This is a genomic window from Curtobacterium sp. MCBD17_030, assembly GCF_003224255.1.
Lineage (GTDB): Bacteria > Actinomycetota > Actinomycetes > Actinomycetales > Microbacteriaceae > Curtobacterium.
Genome location: NZ_QKLI01000013.1, coordinates 21,813 through 38,986 on the forward strand (window position 1 = coordinate 21,813; position 17,174 = coordinate 38,986).

Sequence of the window (17,174 nt, forward strand, 5' to 3'; positions counted from 1 at the left end):
GTCCCCGGTCACCGCCGGGTCACGCGACGGCGGCGGCAGGGCCCGGCGCCGCCGCCGAGCGCCTCCGGGCGTGCTGCAGGAGTCGGGCGCCCGCGCTGCCGGCCTTCGCGGTCAGCGTGACGAGCGACTGCCCGCTGGGACCCGGCACGGCGAGTGAGTGGCACACGAAGTCGACGGCACCGAGTGTGCCGACCCGGATCTGCGCGGGCCAGACGACCTGTCGCTCGACGTCGTGGCGGGCCCACAGGGTGCGGAACGTGTCGTCGCGGATCGCGAGCGTGCCGACGACCTCCTGGTAGCGCGTGCTCCTCGGGTCGCCGTGGAAGCGCAGGTTGGCGACCGCGCGGCGGGCGTCGTCTGCCCAGGCGACGGCGTCCGCGCGCCCGTGCGACGAGAAGAGCTCGAACAGGACGTTGCTCCCGGGCTGGAGCCGGGGGCGGACCAGCCGTGCGAGCGGGTTCGCTGCGAGGACGTCCTGGTCGGCGCTGATGACGAGCGCCGGCAGGTCGGTCAGCCCGTCGACCAGATCGGTCAGCCCGTCGACCACCGCGGCCTTCGCGGGCACGGCGTACGGGGCGTCCTGCTCGTCAAGCTCCGCGAGTCGGTGCATGTGCTCGACCGCCACGGGGTCGAGGAGGAGGGCCCGTCCGATCGCGGCGAGCACCTGGTGGGACGGTCGGCGGTCGCGCCCCTGTTCGAGGCGGAGGTAGTACTCCTGGCTGATGCCCGCGAGCTGCGCGACCTCGCTGCGACGGAGACCCGGTACCCGTCGGGTCCGGGAGGAGATGATGGCGACGTCGGCGGGCCGGACGAGCGCGCGCCGGGCCCGGAGGTAGTCGCCGAGGTGTGCAGACGGAGCGGTCACGGTACCTCCCGGGTCGGAGCAGGCCGTCCCGGGAATGTGCCGGGATCGTGTCTCCACGATGGCGTCCCCACGACGTCCGCAGCATCCGTCGAATGACCACATCCCTACCCATCGGATGGTGTCCCCGCCGGGGACACGTTCGCCGTGCGGGCTCGCCCGTACGCTCCGGAAGGTGAGCACGGACGACGAGGTCGACTTCCGGCGGGCACTGCTCGGCAGACTGGTCTTGCCCTGGCGGACCGTCCCGGCAGCCGTCTACGACCGGCACCTGACCGTCCGTGTCGCCAACTCTCTGGTGCACGCCGTCCACCCGTCGTTCCGGCCCGGCGCCAACCTGGCACGTGCGGCCTTCCTGCAACCCGACGGTGCTCCGCTGTTCCGGGCCACGCCGGGTCCAGCCGACGCGACACCGGTCGGGACCAGGCTCGCAACGGAGCTCCGACGGCTGCTCGACGAGCACGAGGAGGACCAGGGCTTCGTCGAGCTGGTCGGTGAGCTCGCCGCACGCAGCGCCAACTTCGCCCGGCTCTGGGCCGAGCCGGGCGACGCCGGACCGAACGGCGTCGTCGGCTTCGACAACCCCCTGGTCGGTCACCTCGTGCTCGCGTACCACCGCTTCGCCGTCCCCGGTCCGGACGGTGACACCCTGCTGCTGTGGCGCGGTGCGGACGAGGAGTCGGCGGGGCGTCTCGGGCGCCTCGCCGACTCGCTGCCCGGCTGAGGCGACCGTCGTCAGCGCGCGACCACGACCTTGCCGATGGCCGTCCCGTCGGCGACCTGGCGGTGCGCCTCGCGCAGGCCTGCGGCGTCGAACCCCTGCACGAGCGAGGTCACGGTGGATCGCACGCGGCCGGCGTCGACGAGGTCCGCGAGCGCATCGAGCAGGCGCCCTTGCTCGGCCATGTCCGGTGTGCTGAACGACGACCGGGTGAACATGAGCTCCCAGTGCCAGGCGATGGACTTCCGCTTGAGCGGGTACAGGTCGAGGCCGCGCGGGTCGTCGATCGCGGTGATCTCGCCGAACGGCTGCACCAGGTCCGCGAAGGCCTGCACGTTCCCGGCCGAGTGCGCGGTGAAGACGTACTGCACACCCTCGGGCGCCACCGCCCGGACGTTCCGCACCAGGTCCCGGTGGTCGACCACGTGGTCCGCGCCCATGGCGGTCACCCACTCGCGGCTTTCAGGACGTCCGGCCGTGCCGACCACCGTCAGTCCGGTGCGCGCCTTCGCCAGCTGCACGAGCACCGAGCCGACTCCTCCGGGGGCTCCGACGACGAGCAGCGTGCCGGTGCTGTGCTCCGTCAGACGGAACCGCTCGAACAGCGTCTCCCATGCCGTGATGCCGGTGAGCGGGAGTGCCGCGGCCTCGGCGTGGTCGAGCGACGCGGGTCGGCGCCCGACGATCCGCGCGTCGACGACGTGGAGTTCGGCGTTGGTCCCGGGGCGGTCGAGTGCTCCGGCGTACCAGACGGCATCGCCGACGGCGAAGCGGGTCACCGCGGGGCCGACCGCCTCGACGACACCGGAGGCGTCCCAGCCGAGCTGCTTCGTGCCCGAGCGGAGGCCGTGGCGGCTCTTCGTGTCGACCGGGTTGACGGACACGGCCTCGACGCGGACGAGGAGGTCGTGCGGACGCAGCGGGGCGAGCGGCACCTCGCGGGTGACGAACGCATCGTCGTCGCGGACGGACCTGCCCGCCTGCGCGAGGAACGCGCGGGTCGTGGTCAGTGCGGTCCGGTGACTCCGGTTGCTCGGGTCGGTGACGGTCATGGGTTCCTCCGTTGGTACGCGGTCGACAGGTGCTCTCCGTGGAGGCGCGGATCGCCTCCACGACGCACGGTAGGACCTCGCACCGCCGGGCAGCGTGGCTCCGTCGGGGACATCCTCGGTTGTGCATGACCCTGGAGGGGATGCTCCTCGCGGGGACACGTGCCGGGGTGGGAACGGCCCGTAGCGTCAGGATCGTCGCCGTCCGGCGGCCACGACCGAGGAGAACCGATGAGGATCCTGCACCCGCCCGTCCCCGCCACGTCGCACGTCGGTGTCGACGTCGCCCCGCCAGTGCTCCAGACGCTCCTGCTGCCCGTCGTCGCCGCGGCTTCGAGCCACTTCGGTGGCCACTCGTGACACCGATGCGCACGGTGCTCGAGGTACTCCGGGCGGACCCGGACCAGTGGCGACGGCGCGGTCTCCGATCGCCTCGGGAGATCGCGGTCATGGCGATGGAGCGCTCGCTGCCCGAAGATCCGGCATACGGTGACTTCTTCGTGCCGTCGCGGTGAGACGCCGACGACGAACGGCCCGGTTCCCTCAGGGGATCGGGCCGTTCGTCTCGTCGGTCGGGTCAGGCTGCGCGGTCGAGCGCCGCCACGTCCACCGGGGAGAGCCGGACCGCGGCGGCGGCGACGTTCTCCTCGAGGTGTGCCGGGCTCGACGTTCCCGGGATGGGCAGCAGGTTCGACGAATGCTGCAGCAGCCACCCGAGCGCGATCTGTGACGGTGAGACACCAGCGCGCGATGCCATCGCCCCGAGTGCACCGGCTCCCCGTGTCAGCCCTCCGGTGGCGAGCGGGAACCACGGGATGAAGCCGATCCCGAGCTCCGCCGTCACGCGCACGAGATCCTCGGACGAACGCTCGACCAGGTTGTAGAGGTTCTGGACTGTCGCGATCGGCACGATCCGCTGCGCCGCGAGGAGCTCCGCGACGCTCACCTCGCTGAGCCCGACGTGCCGGATGAGCCCTTCGTCGCGGAGGGCAGCGAGCGCGCCGAGCTGGTCGTCGAGCGGGACCCGCTGGTCGATCCGGTGCAGCTGGTACAGGTCGATGCGCTCGAGTCGGAGCCGTCGCAGGCTGCCCTGCACGGCAGCGCGCAGGTGCTCGGGCCGTCCGTCGACGATCCACTCGCCCCGCCGCCCGCGGACGAAGCCGCCCTTCGTGGCGATCACGACGTCGTCACGGTACGGAGCCAGGGCCTGCCCGATCAGCTCCTCGGCGACCTCAGGTCCATAGGCGTCCGCCGTGTCGATGAGGGTCACGCCGAGGTCGACGGCGCGACGGAGGACGGCTCTGGCGCCCTCCGGGTCGCGTGCGGGTCCGAAGGCGTTCCGTCCGGGCAACTGCATGGAGCCGAAGCCGAGACGTGCGACGGGGAGGTCCCCGCCGATCCGGAAGGTACCCGCATCCGCGGCGGTGACGGGTCGTGCATCGATGTCGGTCATGGTGGTCCTGTTCATCAGCTGATGTGGTGGAGAAGGGATGAGGAAACGGGCGCTGCTCACACGGCGGGCCGTGCGTTCTCGACGAGCGCGAGCGGTCAGGCCCACTGCGGCGACGGCGGCAGCGACGGCGACGAGCGCTGCGTACGACGCACCGACCGTCACGAGCCCGAGGCCGGCCGTGCAGAAACCCGCGACGAGCACCGGGACGCCGTAGGCCGCGTACGCGATCAGGTACACGGCTGCGAAGAGGCCGCCGCGGGTCGCGTTGTCCGCGAGCGGGCCGAGGATCCGCAACGAGGACGCGAACGCGGCGCCCTGTCCGGCACCGCCGACGAGCGCCGCCCCGACCAGCAGGGGCAGGTCGGCAGTGAGGACGGCGACGCCGGCGCCGACGGCTCCGACGAACAGCAGGCCCGCACCGATCGCCGTTCCGCGCCGGTCTGCGACGCGGGCGAAGAGCATGCCGGCGACCGCCGCGGCGGCGGGTTGCACGGCGATGACGGTAGCGCTCGCCGCTCCGCTGCCGAGTGCGAAGACGCCGTCGTCGAGTCGCGGCCCGAGTCCGAGGAACAGCCCCGAGAACATCCAGCCGGCCACCGTCAGCGGAGCCAACACGATGAACCACGCTCGGGCACGAGTGGGGACCGCGAGCACCGGTCGGAGCGACGCGAGTGCCCCGGTGTGCCTGTCCGCCGTCTCGTCCGCCGCGAGCACCGCGGCGATGCCGACGAGCAACACCACTCCGAGCGTCAGGAACACGGCGGCGGTCGGGTCGGGCGCGAACTGCGCCGCCACGCCTCCACCGAACGCGCCGAGGGCGAGACCCCCGACCGGCGCAGCGCTGGTGAGCACCGTCATCGTGCGCCGGTGCCGTTCGCTCGACAGCTCGATGATCGCCGCCGTGAACGTGCTCGTCGCCGCTCCGGTCGCGACACCCTGCACGGCTCGGGCGGCGATCACCCACCCGATGCCGTCGGCGAAGAGGAACAGGGCGCTGGCGACGAGCATGAGGACGAGGGCCGCCACGAGGACGGGCCGCCGACCGACGTGGTCGGACAGCCGCCCGGCGATCAGGAGCGTCCCGAGGAGCGTCACCGCATAGACCGTGAAGGCCGATGTGAGCTGCCAGTCGGGGAAGCCCCAGGCCGCCTGGTAGACGACGAAGAGCGGACTCCCGGCTCCAGCGCCGAACGCGACGGCGACGGAGGCGACGACGACGCCGATCAGCGCGGTCCTCCGGTACCCGGCGGAGGACCGGCGCGGTCCGTCCTGCTCCGACCGACGCAGCAGACCGAGGGACCTGGTCGCGATGCTGCCGACGACGAGGGTGGCCACCCCGACGACGACCCAGGAGAGGACCGTGCCGGTCGTGCCGAGGTGCGCGAGCGAGAGCAGGCGGATCCCGTACGTCGCGCTCGCCGCGGTGGTGAACGTCATCGCCCAGAACCCGATCGCGAACCCGCTCGTGACGTAGCGGCGCAGGAGGAAGACGTGGGGCAGGAGGAAGGCGACCATCGTCCCGGCGAGCGCGGTGTGCACGACGGATGCCGAACCTCCCGTCATCGTCCACCAGGCGTTCCCGGCCACGGCGGGAGGCGCGGAAAGGATGGCGAGGGTCGGGAGCAGGCCGGCCGGCACGGCCGGACCGGTGGCGAAGCGCGCGACGAGGACGGCGCCGATCAGGAGCCAGAACAGCACGCCGGCGGCGAAGTACCCGATGGCCAGCTCCGGGTGTCCGATCGTGGCGAGTGCCTGCGAGCTGAGCAACGACGCCGCCACGGTCGGGAGGAGATACCCGCCGTGCAGGGCGGCGGGATCACGAGGGAGGGTGAGCAGCGTCGTCACGAACCAGGCACCGAACGCCGTCGTCACCACGAGCATCGTCCACACACCGACCGCGCCCGTGACCGGGAACCGGATCGCGAGGTGGGCGGCGAGCAACGAACCGACGGCCGGGACGAGCGCGGCGAACGGACCGAGGACGGGGTGTCGGAGGTCGGCGGCGATCGCCCGCACACCGCCGGGTCGGTGCAGGTACCGCACGATGGTGACCACCCAGGCGACCGCTGCGGCCGCCCACAGCACCTCACCGATGGCCGGCGGTGCGCCGAGTTCGATGCCGGCAGCCGTCCACGTGCCGGCGATGCCGGCCGTCCCGAACGCGATGCCGAACGTGTTGAGGGGGAGCCGCGGTCGCGGCTGCTCCGACGTGGTGCTCATGGCTGATCTCCTCAGAGGGGTTCGGACGTAACCCTCATAGAGGGTGCGACATTCCGGAGTGCTGACGGACGGGAGGCGCGGTGCGGACCCGCACCGCGCCTCCCGTCCGACTGACGATGCGTCAGCCCCTGATCCAGGCGAGGACGTCCTGCTGAAGCACCTTGCGGTAGTCGCCGTGGATGCCGTGCGGGGCCCCCGGGTAGGTCTTGAGCGTGCCGTCGGCGACGAGGTCGATCGACTTGCGGGCGGCGTCGTCGATCGGGACGATCTGGTCGTCCTCACCGTGAGCGATGAGGATCGGGACCGTCAGTGCCTTGAGGTCCTCGGTCTGGTCCGTCTCGGAGAACGCCTTCACACAGTCGTACGCGGCCGAGAGGTTCACCGACTGGCCCTGCCGCCAGAAGTCGAGCTTCGCGCCGTAGGAGACGTCGCGGCCGTGGTTCGCCCCGAAGAACGACTCGGACAGGTCGAGCCAGAACTGCGATGCGTCCTCGAGGACGCCGGAGCGGATGCCGTCGAAGACGTCGATCGGGGTGCCGTCCGGGTTGCTGTCCGACTTCACCATGATCGGCGGGATCGCACCGGCCGTAATGACCTTCGCGACCCGGCCGTTCGCATACTGCGCGGCGTAACGGACGACCTCGCCGCCGCCGGTGGAGTGGCCCATGACGATCACGTCGTGGAGGTCCAGGTGCTCGATGAGGGCAGCGAGGTCCTTGGCGTACTGGTCGATGGTGTGGCCGACGGCCGTCTTCTCCGAACGGCCGTGTCCGCGGCGGTCATGCGCGATCGTGCGGTAGCCGTTCTCGCTGAAGAACTTCAGCTCCGGCTGCCACGCGTCCGAGCTGAGCGGCCAGCCGTGCGCGAAGACGATGGGCTGCCCCTCGCCCTGCTCGGTGTAGTACATCTCGAGGCCGTCGGGCGTGGTGAACGTGGGCATGGTTGTCTCCTTGCGTCGTGGTCTGAAGCCGAACGATCGTCGTCGGCGATGGCGACGCTACGAGCGCCGCGTCGCGGGGGCGTGTCCCCGTGGGGACCACCCACACCGCGCTCCGTCACCACGCGGGTGACCCGGGCAGGGGCACGCAACCCGTCGAGGACGATCCCTAGCGTCGGTGCCGTCCACCGAACGGAAGGAACCGGACATGACCGACATCACGATCACCCAGGCGCACGCCGCCGTCACCGCAGCCGAGGAGAAGGCCGAGGAACTCGGCGTCCCCTCGACCATCACCGTGCTCGACCGGGGCGCGCGGCTCGTCGCCGTCGCCCGACAGGACGGTGCGCCGCTGGTGTCCGTCGACGCCAGTGCCGCGAAGGCCCGGACCGCGGTGTCGTTCGGGGCCGCATCCGGCGACCTGTCCGGTGCCGTCCAGCCGGGAGCGCCGTTGTACTCGCTCGGGGCAGCGAGCCAGGAGCCACTCACGTTCGTTGCCGGCGGTGTACCTGTGCGGGACGCCGACGGGCGCGTCATCGGGGGGATCGGATCGAGTGGTGGATCGCCCGACCAGGACCTCGAAATCGCGAATGCGGCGGTTGCAGCGCTCTGACCCCCTCCGTTCCCGCCCGTGCTGCCTGGCCCGGGCGGGGACACGCGCGTCGGTTGCGGACCGCCCTAGCGTCACCGCATGTCCTCGCAGAAATCGACGTGCACCGTCGAACACCGAGCTGACCCGCGGCGTACCGACCGTCCGGGATCAGCGCACGAACGACGCGTCGCCGTCCGGCTGGCGTTCCTCGGTCGGCGACGGGGCGACGTCCACCGGGTCGGTGAGGATCCGCGTGAGTGCGATCGAGGCCAGGGTCGGCGTGGACGACCTGACCGCGACGGTGGATCCGGAGCGGTGGATACGCATGCGAGCAGGCTACGAAGCCGTCGGCGCCCGATGCGTGCCTGCGGCACGGACACCCACGGACGGACCCGATGAGCGTCGAGGTGACCCTGGGGTGGGTCGTCGTGTTCCTCGTGGTCACCGTCGCGGTGAGCGCGGCGGCACGACGCGTCGGGTGGTCGGCACCCCTCGCGCTCGTCCTCATCGGGGTGGCCGTCTCGTACGTGCCCGGCGTTCCCCGCGTGGACGTCGAACCGGACTTCGTGCTGTCGGTCCTCCTCCCACCGCTGCTGTTCGCCGCGGCGCTGCAGACATCCCTGGCCGACGTCCGCGCACGGCGTGAACCGCTCCTGCTGCTGTCGGTCGGCCTGGTGGCCTTCACGACGGTGGTCGTCGGCCTCGCCACCTGGGCAGTCGTGCCGACCCTCACCCTCGCCGCCGCGTTCGCCTTCGGTGCGGTCGTCGCTCCGACGGACGCCGTGGCGGTGACCGCGGTGACCCGCCGGGCGCCGCTCCCACGACTGCTGGCATCGATCCTGGACGGGGAGAGCCTGCTCAACGACGCCACCGCGCTCGTCGCGCTCAACACCGCGGTCGTCGCGATCGTCGCGGTCTTCGACCCCGTCCGTGCTGCGGGCGAGTTCGTGCTGGCGGTGGTCGGCGGCGTGGGCGTCGGACTCCTGGTCGCGTTCGTCATGGGAGCCGTGCGGCGACGGATCTCGGTCGCCGTCCTCGACACGAGCCTGTCGCTCGTCACGCCCTACGTCGCCTTCCTGCTCGCGCACGGCATCGGTGCATCGGGCCCGCTCGCGGTGGTGGTCGCCGGGCTGTTCCTCGGCTTCCGCGCTCCGGTGCTGCAGTCGGCGGAGGCCCGCCTCGCTGAGTCGCTGAACTGGCGCACCATCCAGTTCCTGCTCGAGAACGCGGTCTTCCTCCTCATCGGGCTCAGCCTCCCGGCGATCCTCCGCGGCGCGTTGTCGTCCGGCATCGGGGTCGCCCGCGCGGCCGTGGTCATCGGGGTGGTGGTCGTGGTCCTCGTGGCCGCGCGTCTCGGGTGGAGCCTCGCCGTGACGGCCGTCTACCGGTGGGGACCGAGGCGACTCCGGAGACGGAGCTGGCAGTGGCGTCTCGACCTGCCGGTGACCGTCGCCGGCGTCCGCGGGGTCGTCACGCTGGCCGCCGTGTTCCTGCTGCCCGAGCAGACCCCGCACAGGGCGTTCCTGCAGTTCCTCGCCTTCGTCGTGGTCCTGGCGACACTCCTCATCGGGCTGACGCTGCCCTGGGTCATCCGGGAGGTGGCGCTGCCGCCGCCCGACCTCGAGCAGGAGCGGATGGAGACGCAGCTCCTGCTCGCCGAGGCACGGGCCGAGAGCCTCCGACTGGTCGAGGAGCTCGAGGACGGTGCGTACGACGACCGCGTCGTGGAGCGCGTCCGCATCGACGCCGCACTGCTCGGCGAGACGCTCGTGGGCGACGACGGGGTACGGGCCGACCGGTCGGCCGCGTACGGAGAGCTCCGGATGCTCGCCATCGCCGAGGAACGCCGAGCCGTCCTCCGGGCCCGGCGCGAGGGGCGCTACCCCGAGGCCGCGGTACGTGCCGTGCTGACCGTCCTCGACATCGAGGAAGCCGCCGTCCGCGCCACCGTCACCGGGCGGACCGACTGAGGACGCAGGGAGGGTGTCCCGCTCGGGAGCATGTCCCCGACGGGAGCACGCTGCGAAGCCCGCCCCGCTCCTAGCGTCGACACCGCCGCCGACCGACGGGGTCGGCTGACCCGAGGGAGCACCGCAATGACCAGCACGGCCCCGACCACCGGCACCACGACCACCACCACCGCCCGGACGAGCCACGTGACGGCTGCGAACGGCACCAGCTACGCCTACCGCCGCTTCGGCTCGAGCGCGGACGGCGTCCCGCTCGTGTTCCTGATGCACTTCCGCGGCAACCTCGACAACTGGGATCCGGCCCTCGTCGACCCGATCGCCGCCGACCGCGAGGTGATCCTCGTCGACAATGCCGGCGTCGGTGGATCCACCGGCACCGTGCCGTCGACGGTCGCGCAGATGGCCGTCGACCTGCTGGCGTTCACCGACGCGCTCGGGATCCGCCGGTTCGACGTGTTCGGGTTCTCGCTCGGCGGGTTCGTCGCACAGGACCTCGCCCTGCTCCGGCCCTGGGCGGTGCGCAACCTGGTGCTCGCCGGCACCGGCCCCGCGGGCGCACCGACCATGCACGGTTGGCGTGAGGACATCGAGCGCGAGTCGCGCCAGGACGTGCCGTCGGCGGAGAACCTCCTCTACATCTTCTTCGCGCACACGGAGACGAGCCGGACGCTCGGCATCGAGTTCCTCCGCCGGCTCGGTGGTCGTACCGAGGACCGGGACGAGCCGACGACCGCGGCCGTCCGCGACGCGCAGTACGACGCCGTGCTGGCCTGGGGTGTGCCGGACATGTCGAAGCTCGAACGTCTGACCGCGATCCGCCAGCCGACGCTGGTCCTGCAGGGCGACGACGACCTGATGATCCGCACGCCCGGTAGTCACACGCTCGCCGGGCTGATCCCGGATGCGCGCCTGCACGTGTTCCCGGACGCGGCGCACGCGTCGATCTTCCAGTACCCCGCCGAGGCTGCAGCTCTCGTCACCGACTTCCTGACCGCGGCGACCGCCGCCTGAACCCCGGAGCCATCATGACCACCACCACGACCCTGCTCGACCGCATCATCGACGCCCACGGTGGCGCACGATGGGCGGACGTCTCGACCATCTCCGCGAACCGGCACTTCGGTGGCGCCTTCTGGGGCCTCAAGCAGGTGCCCGGCATCGCCGAGGAAGGCCGCTTCACGGTCGACCTCCGCGAGCAGCGCGCCTCGCTCGACCACTTCGGCGCCGCCGACCTCCGGACCGAGTTCACGGGCGACCGCGTCGCCGTCGTCCGCGCGACCGACCACGGCGACGAGCTCGTCGAAGAACTCGTCGAGCCGCGGGCGTCCTTCGCCGGCCACGTGCTGGAGACCCCGTGGACGCCCCTGCAGCTGGCCTACTTCACGGGCTACGCCATGTGGACCTACAACACCGAACCCTGGTCGTTCACGTTCCCCGGCGTGCAGGTCGAGGAAGCCGGCCCGTGGACGGAGCCGGACGGTCAGACCTGGGACCGCCTCCGTGTGACCTACCCCGACTCCATCGCGACCCACACCCCGACGCAGACGCTCTACGCCGACGCCGACGGTGTGCTCCGGCGGCGGGACTACGAGGTCGACATCGCCGGTGCGTCCCCGAGCGTGGAGTACATGACCGGGCAGACCTGGGTGGACGGTCTGCTGCTCGCCACCGAGCGCAACATCTTCGTCCGCGACGGCGAGGGACATGCGCTGCCGGAGCCGCTCATCGTCTCCATCCGCATCGACGACATCGTCGTCTCCTGAAGAAGCACATCGTCACGGAACCCGGACGACACGAACAGGACGAACAGGGAGGACGGACATGACGGACATCGACGGGGCGGTGGTCCTGGTGACCGGAGCGAACGGCGGACTCGGACAGGAGTTCGTGCGCCAGCTGCGCGAGCGTGGCGCTGCACGTGTGTACGCGGCGGCGAGGAGCCCACGGACGTGGGACGACGGGGGCGTCGTGCCGATCCGGCTCGACGTGACCGACGCCGCATCCGTACGGGAGGCCGCCGCCAGCGCCGACGACGTGACGGTCGTGATCAACAACGCGGGTGTGCTGCGCAGCGGCTCCCTCGTGGACGGTGACCTCGACGACGTTCGCGAGCAGATGGAGACGAACTTCTTCGGCCCCCTGCAGGTCACGCGGGCGTTCGCACCGGCGCTCCGCCGCTCGCACGGTGCGATGGTCAATGTCGCATCGGCGCTCAGCTGGTTCGCGATCGGCAACGGGTACAGCGCGTCGAAGGCCGCCCTGTGGTCGGCGACCGACTCCCTCCGGCTGGAGTTCGCGGCGGACGGCGTACAGGTGCTCGGCGCCTACCTGGCGTTCACCGACACCCCAATGACGCCCGGGGACATGCCGAAGAACGACCCGGCGGACGTGGTCGCTGCCGTCCTGGACGGGCTGGAGGCCGGAGCACACGAGGTCCTCGCCGACGAGCTCACACGCGCTGCCCGAGCCGGTCTCTCCGCGCCGGTGCACGAGCGCTACGACGCGCTGCAGGAGGCGCGCAGGCGCTGACAGCGTGCGGATGCGCAAGACGCCCCCTGCCACGGCACGAGCCGCAGCAGGGGGCGTTCGTCGTGCTCAGACCTCGACGGTCTCCAACGGCCGGAGCGCGATCGGGACGGCCAGCCGACCCTCGAGCGCTGCGCTCAGCGCAACGAAGGCCGGCCCGGCGGCGTGCGCGTCCAGCGCAGCCTGGTCGCGCCAACGCTCGACCATGACGAACCCACCGGTCCGCGGGTCGCGGTGCAACTCGTAGCGCTCGCAGCCGTCGTCCTCGGAGCGGACCCGCGTGACGGCGGTGAGGAGCGCCTCCCGGACGGTCGCTGCGTCGCGCGACGACGGTTCGATCTCCGCGATGATGACGATGCTCATGGTGACCCCTTGCTCAGACGAGACGCTGACCACCGTCGAGGTGGACGGTGGTCGCGGTCAGGAACGGACTGGTGAGGGCGAAGACGACCGCGTCGGCGACGTCCCCCGGGGTCCCCACGCGACGGGCGGGGTTCGAAGAGGCGACCTGCGCGAAGAACGCTGCCTTGTCGTCCATGCCGTCCCACGACCCGGAGTCGACGACACCGGGGGAGATCCCCACGACGCGGATCGGTGCCAGGTCCACGGCCAGTGCCGGGACGAGTGCGTCCACCGCACCGTTGGTCGTCGCCATCACCGCGAGTCCGGGCTGCGGCCGGGCGGACACGTACCCGGAGAACAGCACGAACGCGCCGGTGGGCGGCATGATCGGGGCAAGGTGCTTCGCCAGCACCAACGGACCGACGACCTTCGCACGGAAGGCGTCCTCCACGTCGCTCTGTTCGAGTGCGGTGACCGGGCCGTTCGCGTGGTCGGCGGCGACGGTCACCACGTGGTCGACGGACCCGAGCGTCGCCGCGGCGGCGCGGATGCTGTCCTCGTCCCCGAGGTCGAGCCGGACGGCGGACGTACCGCCCCCGACGATCTCGGCGACCTGCTCGGCAGTGTCCTGCCGACGACTGGCGGCGACGACCCGCGCGCCGGCGACGGCGGCCGCGGATGCGACCGCCGTCCCGATGCCGGATCCCGCGCCCACGACCAGGACGGTCCTGCCCGCGAGTCCGGTGCTCATCAGCGTGCCGCGTCGATGCCGGCCTGCGCGATGACGGCGTCCTGGTCCGGCGTGCCGCCGCCGGATCCGACGGCGCCGATCACGACACCGGACTCGTCCGTGATCGGGAGGCCGCCGGCGACGAACGCGAGCGGCTCGTTGCTCGCGGCACCGAGCGTGTACAGCGGAGCGCCGGGCTGGATCGCCGGCGCGAGGTCGCCGGTGGCCGCGCCGCCGAAGTACACCGAAGTGCGTGCCTTCGCGAAGCTGGAGTCGATCGACACGAGCGGGGCACCGTCCTGGCGGACTGAGGCGACCAGCCGGGCGCCGTCGTCGAGGACGGTGATCGACGACGGCACGCCGAGCTCGGTGGCCTTGGCGTCGGCCGCGGCGATGATGCGCTGTGCCTGGGTGAGGGTGATGGACATGGTTGTCTCCTTCTTTGGTGGTGGTCTTGGTGGGTCTGCGGCTCAGGCGGCCGGTTCGTCGGTGAGGACGACCTTGCCGATGACGCGTCCGCTCTCGACGAGGCGGTGGGCTTCGCGCAGCGTCTCGGCGGTGATGGGCCGCAGGACCGTCGTCGCGGTTCCGCGGATGCGTCCGGTGTCGACGAGGTTGGCGACCTCGTCGAGGATCCGGTGCTGTTCGGCCAGGTCAGCGGCCCCGTGGAGGGACCGGGCGAACATGAACTCCCAGTGCCACGTGATCGCCTTGGACTTCAGCAGGACGACGTCGACCTGCTCGGGGTCGTCGATCGCGACGATCTGGCCGAAGGGGCGCAGCACCTGCTCGTAGGCGGGGAGCTGGCCGGCCGAGTTGGTGGTGAGGATCCACTCGATGCCGTCCGGGGCGACGTCGAGGACCTGCGCGGCGAGGTCACCGTGGTGGTTGACGACCTCGTGGGCACCGAGGTCGCGCACCCACGCCTCGCTCTCGGACCGGGAGGCGGTGGCGATCACCCGCACACCGGGCAGCAGCGTCCGGACGAGCTGGATCGCGATCGACCCGACACCGCCCGCGCCCCCGACGACGAGCAGCGTGCCCGTCGCATCCGGCGTGATCCGGAGCTTGTCGAACAGGCTCTCCCACGCGGTGATCGCGGTGAGCGGGAGCGCGGCGGCCTCGGAGTGAGACATCGTCGACGGCTTCCGTCCGACGATCCGCTCGTCGACGAGCTGGAGTTCTGCGTTGCTGCCGGGCCGGTCGATGGCACCGGCGTAGAACACCTCGTCGCTCGGGGCGAAGAGCGTGACGGCGTCACCGACCGCGCGCACCGTGCCGGAGGCGTCGAAGCCGAGCACCCGCACACCGCCGTCCGGTTCCGAGCCGCCGCGGAGCTTAACGTCGACGGGGTTGACCGAGACCGCACGGACCTCGACGAGCAGGTCGTGCGGGCCGGGAACCGGTTCCGGGATGGTCGTCGGCACCAGGCTGCGGGCGCTGGTGACCGGGAGAGCGGCTGTCTGTCCGATCGCTCGGACCTCATTCGTCGTGGTCATGTCAGTACCGTGCACCCGGCCCGGTGGTTACCCGCAAGGACCCCTGGTTACCGTCTGGTAACCGAGAAACCCCAGATCCGCTCCCGTACCCATGGGGAACTAAGGGCTTGCTGCCCGGCCTGTCCGCAGTTACAGTGCCGCTGTGACCACGTCGATGAGCCGTCCCGTCGAAGCCGCCCACGTGCTCGACACCTGCGACCGGAACGACGTCTACGCCGCGGCCTGCCCGTGCCGCGAGATGCTCGACCTGCTCGCGAACAAGTGGACGGCGCTCGCGATCGGGGTGCTCGAGGACGGCCCGCAGCGGTTCGGTGAGCTGCGGCGGCAACTGCAGGGTGTCAGTCCGAAGGTGCTGTCCGCCTCGTTGAAGCGCATGGAGGACGCCGGGCTCGTGACCCGGACCGTGTTCGCCGAGGTGCCACCTCGGGTCGAGTACGCGCTGACGCCGCTCGGCGAGGGGGCAGCGGCACCACTGGCGCACCTTCGGGACTGGGTGAACGAGAACGTGACGCGGCACTGAGGGCTCCCTGGGGTCGATGCACTCAGGTTCGGGGATGGTCCCGGCGTGAGCGTGTCCCCAACCGGGCCAGGTTGTCCCGCCGGACGGCTCGTAGCGTTTGAGATCGTTCGATCGTCAGATCTCGCAGAGGAGTACCCATGTCCCGCACGTGGTTCATTACCGGTTCGTCCCGCGGCTTCGGCCGATCGCTCACCCTCGCCGCCCTCCGCGCTGGCGACCGGGTCGCAGCCACTGCCCGGAAGCCGCAGCAGCTGTCGGACGTCGTCGAGGAGTTCGGGTCGCAGGTGCTCCCGCTCGTACTCGACGTCACGGACGCGGCCGCTGCCGTGGACGCACTCGACGCCACCCGCGACGCGTTCGGCTCGGTGGACGTGGTCGTCAACAACGCCGGATACGCCAACCTCGCACCCGTCGAGACCGCGTCGGAAGACGACTTCCGGCAGCAGTTCGAGACGAACTTCTGGGGTGTCTACAACGTCTCGAAGGCAGCCATCCCGATCCTGCGACAGCAGGGCGGCGGAACCGTCGTCCAGTTCTCGTCAGTCGGAGGACGAGTCGGTGGGAGCCCCGGCCTCGGCTCGTACCAGGCGGCGAAGTTCGGCATCGACGGGCTGACGCGCGTGCTCGCCACCGAGACGGCGCCGTTCGGGATCCGGTACCTCGTCGTCGAGCCGGGCGGGTTCGCCACCGACTGGGCGGGCGCGTCCATGGACGTCCACGGGATCCCGGAGGAGTACAGCGCCACGGTGGGTACCTTCGCGGAGCGTCTCCGCGGAGCGCCGGCGGCGGGAGACCCGGACAGGGCCGCCGAGATCCTCGTGCGCACCGTTGGACGGGACCGGCTGCCGTCCCACCTCGTCATCGGCGCCGGGGCGGCGCGCATGGCGATCGCGTACTCGCAGGAGCAGATCGCTGAGGCTACGGCGTGGGGAGGCGTCTCTGCGTCCGCCGACTTCGGTGCCGACCGGGTCGAGCTCCCGAGCGATGACCAGGATCGGGCCTGAGTAGCGGTTGCCAGTTGAACCCCTCATCACGATGTGCAGTCCTGATCCGGGGCTCGCACAACGACCGGATGTTCGCGGCTTCGAAGGTTGCGCGACTAGAACGGTCAGCGTCGCCGGGACCGCTTGCAGCCAGTTGTGCTCGGACAGAATGAGCGTTATCAGCGCGACGCCGAGCTTGCGTCACCCCAAGTGCAACTTGAAGCGACGCAAGCGGCCTTCTGGGAAGGGCCTCCAACCTGTGCACCTAATTCCAGCGGTACTGCTTCGCTTTTGGATGCGCCGTCATGCACACTGCTGGCAAGCCGTTCCTTCGAACGACCGGCCTTCGTGCTTTGAGGAGAAGTGTTAGTGAGCGGCGTCGTACGCGTCGCGCACAGCTTGACTGATGCGTCCACGCGAAGAGACCTCGTGGCCGTTGGCTGCTGCCCACTCGCGGATCTTACCGAGTTCCTCGGAGTTGCCGCGCTTGGGCGTACTGGCGGATCGTCCGGTGCGGGTGCTCGTTTTTCGAGCGGCTGCGATGTAATCGGAAAGTGCCTCGCGGAGCTGCTCGGCGTTCTCGTCAGTGAGGTCGATTTCGTAGTCGGCGCCGTCAAATCCGAAGGAAATGGTGCGGCCGTTACCGTCCTCGATCGTGTCGCCGGTCAGGTCGTCGACGAGTTGCGTGGTGACTCTCTGCGCCATGGGAACGCTGCCTTTCACTAGGGATAGCACGCCTACTGTCCCACAAATTGAGAGGCCAGGTAACG

The 17,174-nt window shown here is 71.1% G+C and carries 19 protein-coding genes; 9 read left to right on the top strand and 10 right to left on the bottom strand.

The annotated features are described in order from the left end of the window. Nucleotides 1–19 precede the first annotated feature (19 nt). Complete coding sequence (locus tag DEI89_RS11765; RefSeq protein WP_181421620.1) at nt 20–865, bottom strand: helix-turn-helix domain-containing protein; 846 nt, start codon at nt 863–865, stop codon at nt 20–22. A gap of 172 nt (nt 866–1,037) precedes the next feature. On the opposite strand from DEI89_RS11765, the gene DEI89_RS11770 reads away from it, so the two are divergent. Continuing rightward, entirely contained in the window at nt 1,038–1,586 is a 549-nt protein-coding gene (locus DEI89_RS11770; RefSeq protein WP_110904247.1) for a hypothetical protein, read from the top strand. An 11-nt stretch (nt 1,587–1,597) separates the two neighbouring features. Here the strand turns inward: DEI89_RS11770 and DEI89_RS11775 are convergent, their stop codons facing one another. Continuing rightward, nucleotides 1,598–2,635 carry a zinc-binding alcohol dehydrogenase family protein gene (locus tag DEI89_RS11775; RefSeq protein WP_110904248.1) on the bottom strand — a complete coding sequence of 346 codons (1,038 nt, stop codon included), beginning with the start codon at nt 2,633–2,635 and terminating at the stop codon, nt 1,598–1,600. A gap of 228 nt (nt 2,636–2,863) precedes the next feature. Here DEI89_RS11775 and DEI89_RS18115 point away from each other — a divergent pair, with 228 nt between their 5' ends. After that, on the top strand, nt 2,864–2,992 hold the full coding sequence (locus DEI89_RS18115) for a hypothetical protein (protein ID WP_258368871.1): 129 nt from the start codon (nt 2,864–2,866) through the stop codon (nt 2,990–2,992). A gap of 217 nt (nt 2,993–3,209) precedes the next feature. Here DEI89_RS18115 and DEI89_RS17950 read toward each other — a convergent pair whose 3' ends face one another. Together DEI89_RS17950 and DEI89_RS11790 are read right to left on the bottom strand one after the other, a co-directional pair. Next, nucleotides 3,210–6,305, bottom strand: a complete 3,096-nt coding sequence (locus tag DEI89_RS17950) for an aldo/keto reductase (RefSeq protein ID WP_220034532.1) — start codon at nt 6,303–6,305, stop codon at nt 3,210–3,212. 121 nt (nt 6,306–6,426) lie between these two features. Continuing rightward, a complete protein-coding gene (locus DEI89_RS11790; RefSeq protein ID WP_110904249.1) occupies nt 6,427–7,245 on the bottom strand; it encodes an alpha/beta fold hydrolase in 819 nt (272 codons plus the stop codon). Between the two features lie 205 nt (nt 7,246–7,450). On the opposite strand from DEI89_RS11790, the gene DEI89_RS11795 reads away from it, so the two are divergent. Next, nucleotides 7,451–7,855, top strand: a complete 405-nt coding sequence (locus DEI89_RS11795; RefSeq protein WP_110904311.1) for a heme-binding protein — start codon at nt 7,451–7,453, stop codon at nt 7,853–7,855. A 147-nt stretch (nt 7,856–8,002) separates the two neighbouring features. Here DEI89_RS11795 and DEI89_RS17735 read toward each other — a convergent pair whose 3' ends face one another. Next, on the bottom strand, nt 8,003–8,161 hold the full coding sequence (locus DEI89_RS17735) for a hypothetical protein (protein ID WP_181421621.1): 159 nt from the start codon (nt 8,159–8,161) through the stop codon (nt 8,003–8,005). Between the two features lie 68 nt (nt 8,162–8,229). On the opposite strand from DEI89_RS17735, the gene DEI89_RS11800 reads away from it, so the two are divergent. The 4 genes from DEI89_RS11800 to DEI89_RS11815 all read left to right on the top strand — a co-directional run bounded on the left by DEI89_RS11800 (nt 8,230) and on the right by DEI89_RS11815 (nt 12,333). Next, nucleotides 8,230–9,804, top strand: coding sequence for a sodium:proton antiporter (locus tag DEI89_RS11800; protein WP_110904250.1), 1,575 nt, complete (start codon nt 8,230–8,232; stop codon nt 9,802–9,804). A 126-nt stretch (nt 9,805–9,930) separates the two neighbouring features. Then, on the top strand, nt 9,931–10,815 hold the full coding sequence (locus DEI89_RS11805; protein ID WP_110904251.1) for an alpha/beta fold hydrolase: 885 nt from the start codon (nt 9,931–9,933) through the stop codon (nt 10,813–10,815). 14 nt (nt 10,816–10,829) lie between these two features. Beyond that, nucleotides 10,830–11,567, top strand: a complete 738-nt coding sequence (locus DEI89_RS11810) for a hypothetical protein (RefSeq protein WP_110904252.1) — start codon at nt 10,830–10,832, stop codon at nt 11,565–11,567. 58 nt (nt 11,568–11,625) lie between these two features. Then, nucleotides 11,626–12,333 carry an SDR family oxidoreductase gene (locus tag DEI89_RS11815; RefSeq protein WP_110904253.1) on the top strand — a complete coding sequence of 236 codons (708 nt, stop codon included), beginning with the start codon at nt 11,626–11,628 and terminating at the stop codon, nt 12,331–12,333. A 66-nt stretch (nt 12,334–12,399) separates the two neighbouring features. Here DEI89_RS11815 and DEI89_RS11820 read toward each other — a convergent pair whose 3' ends face one another. From DEI89_RS11820 to DEI89_RS11835, 4 genes are read right to left on the bottom strand one after another with little or no spacing between them, the layout of a single operon-like run. Then, on the bottom strand, nt 12,400–12,693 hold the full coding sequence (locus tag DEI89_RS11820; RefSeq protein ID WP_110904254.1) for a putative quinol monooxygenase: 294 nt from the start codon (nt 12,691–12,693) through the stop codon (nt 12,400–12,402). Between the two features lie 13 nt (nt 12,694–12,706). Continuing rightward, nucleotides 12,707–13,423, bottom strand: a complete 717-nt coding sequence (locus tag DEI89_RS11825) for an SDR family oxidoreductase (protein WP_110904255.1) — start codon at nt 13,421–13,423, stop codon at nt 12,707–12,709. Beyond that, nucleotides 13,423–13,830, bottom strand: coding sequence for a heme-binding protein (locus DEI89_RS11830; protein ID WP_110904256.1), 408 nt, complete (start codon nt 13,828–13,830; stop codon nt 13,423–13,425). The genes DEI89_RS11825 and DEI89_RS11830 overlap by 1 nt, the downstream gene beginning before the upstream one ends. A 42-nt stretch (nt 13,831–13,872) precedes the next feature. After that, nucleotides 13,873–14,901, bottom strand: coding sequence for a zinc-binding alcohol dehydrogenase family protein (locus DEI89_RS11835; RefSeq protein WP_110904257.1), 1,029 nt, complete (start codon nt 14,899–14,901; stop codon nt 13,873–13,875). A 142-nt stretch (nt 14,902–15,043) separates the two neighbouring features. Between DEI89_RS11835 and DEI89_RS11840 the strand changes: the two genes are divergently transcribed. Together DEI89_RS11840 and DEI89_RS11845 are read left to right on the top strand one after the other, a co-directional pair. Beyond that, nucleotides 15,044–15,421, top strand: a complete 378-nt coding sequence (locus DEI89_RS11840; RefSeq protein WP_258368876.1) for a helix-turn-helix domain-containing protein — start codon at nt 15,044–15,046, stop codon at nt 15,419–15,421. Between the two features lie 137 nt (nt 15,422–15,558). Continuing rightward, nucleotides 15,559–16,425 (top strand): SDR family NAD(P)-dependent oxidoreductase, encoded by an 867-nt coding sequence (locus tag DEI89_RS11845; RefSeq protein ID WP_110904258.1) that lies wholly within the window; start codon nt 15,559–15,561, stop codon nt 16,423–16,425. A 345-nt stretch (nt 16,426–16,770) separates the two neighbouring features. Here the strand turns inward: DEI89_RS11845 and DEI89_RS11850 are convergent, their stop codons facing one another. Then, nucleotides 16,771–17,109 carry an Lsr2 family protein gene (locus DEI89_RS11850; RefSeq protein WP_110904259.1) on the bottom strand — a complete coding sequence of 113 codons (339 nt, stop codon included), beginning with the start codon at nt 17,107–17,109 and terminating at the stop codon, nt 16,771–16,773. Nucleotides 17,110–17,174: the final 65 nt, after the last annotated feature.

Bases quoted from the DNA above. Each gene is read 5' to 3' on its own strand.
- DEI89_RS11775 (WP_110904248.1), bottom strand. From the start codon at position 2,635: ATGACCGTCACCGACCCGAGCAACCGGAGTCACCGGACCGCACTGACC.
- DEI89_RS18115 (WP_258368871.1), top strand. From the start codon at position 2,864: ATGAGGATCCTGCACCCGCCCGTCCCCGCCACGTCGCACGTCGGTGTC.
- DEI89_RS17950 (WP_220034532.1), bottom strand. From the start codon at position 6,305: ATGAGCACCACGTCGGAGCAGCCGCGACCGCGGCTCCCCCTCAACACG.
- DEI89_RS11790 (WP_110904249.1), bottom strand. From the start codon at position 7,245: ATGCCCACGTTCACCACGCCCGACGGCCTCGAGATGTACTACACCGAG.
- DEI89_RS11795 (WP_110904311.1), top strand. From the start codon at position 7,451: ATGACCGACATCACGATCACCCAGGCGCACGCCGCCGTCACCGCAGCC.
- DEI89_RS17735 (WP_181421621.1), bottom strand. From the start codon at position 8,161: ATGCGTATCCACCGCTCCGGATCCACCGTCGCGGTCAGGTCGTCCACG.
- DEI89_RS11800 (WP_110904250.1), top strand. From the start codon at position 8,230: ATGAGCGTCGAGGTGACCCTGGGGTGGGTCGTCGTGTTCCTCGTGGTC.
- DEI89_RS11805 (WP_110904251.1), top strand. From the start codon at position 9,931: ATGACCAGCACGGCCCCGACCACCGGCACCACGACCACCACCACCGCC.
- DEI89_RS11810 (WP_110904252.1), top strand. From the start codon at position 10,830: ATGACCACCACCACGACCCTGCTCGACCGCATCATCGACGCCCACGGT.
- DEI89_RS11815 (WP_110904253.1), top strand. From the start codon at position 11,626: ATGACGGACATCGACGGGGCGGTGGTCCTGGTGACCGGAGCGAACGGC.
- DEI89_RS11820 (WP_110904254.1), bottom strand. From the start codon at position 12,693: ATGAGCATCGTCATCATCGCGGAGATCGAACCGTCGTCGCGCGACGCA.
- DEI89_RS11825 (WP_110904255.1), bottom strand. From the start codon at position 13,423: ATGAGCACCGGACTCGCGGGCAGGACCGTCCTGGTCGTGGGCGCGGGA.
- DEI89_RS11830 (WP_110904256.1), bottom strand. From the start codon at position 13,830: ATGTCCATCACCCTCACCCAGGCACAGCGCATCATCGCCGCGGCCGAC.
- DEI89_RS11835 (WP_110904257.1), bottom strand. From the start codon at position 14,901: ATGACCACGACGAATGAGGTCCGAGCGATCGGACAGACAGCCGCTCTC.
- DEI89_RS11845 (WP_110904258.1), top strand. From the start codon at position 15,559: ATGTCCCGCACGTGGTTCATTACCGGTTCGTCCCGCGGCTTCGGCCGA.
- DEI89_RS11850 (WP_110904259.1), bottom strand. From the start codon at position 17,109: ATGGCGCAGAGAGTCACCACGCAACTCGTCGACGACCTGACCGGCGAC.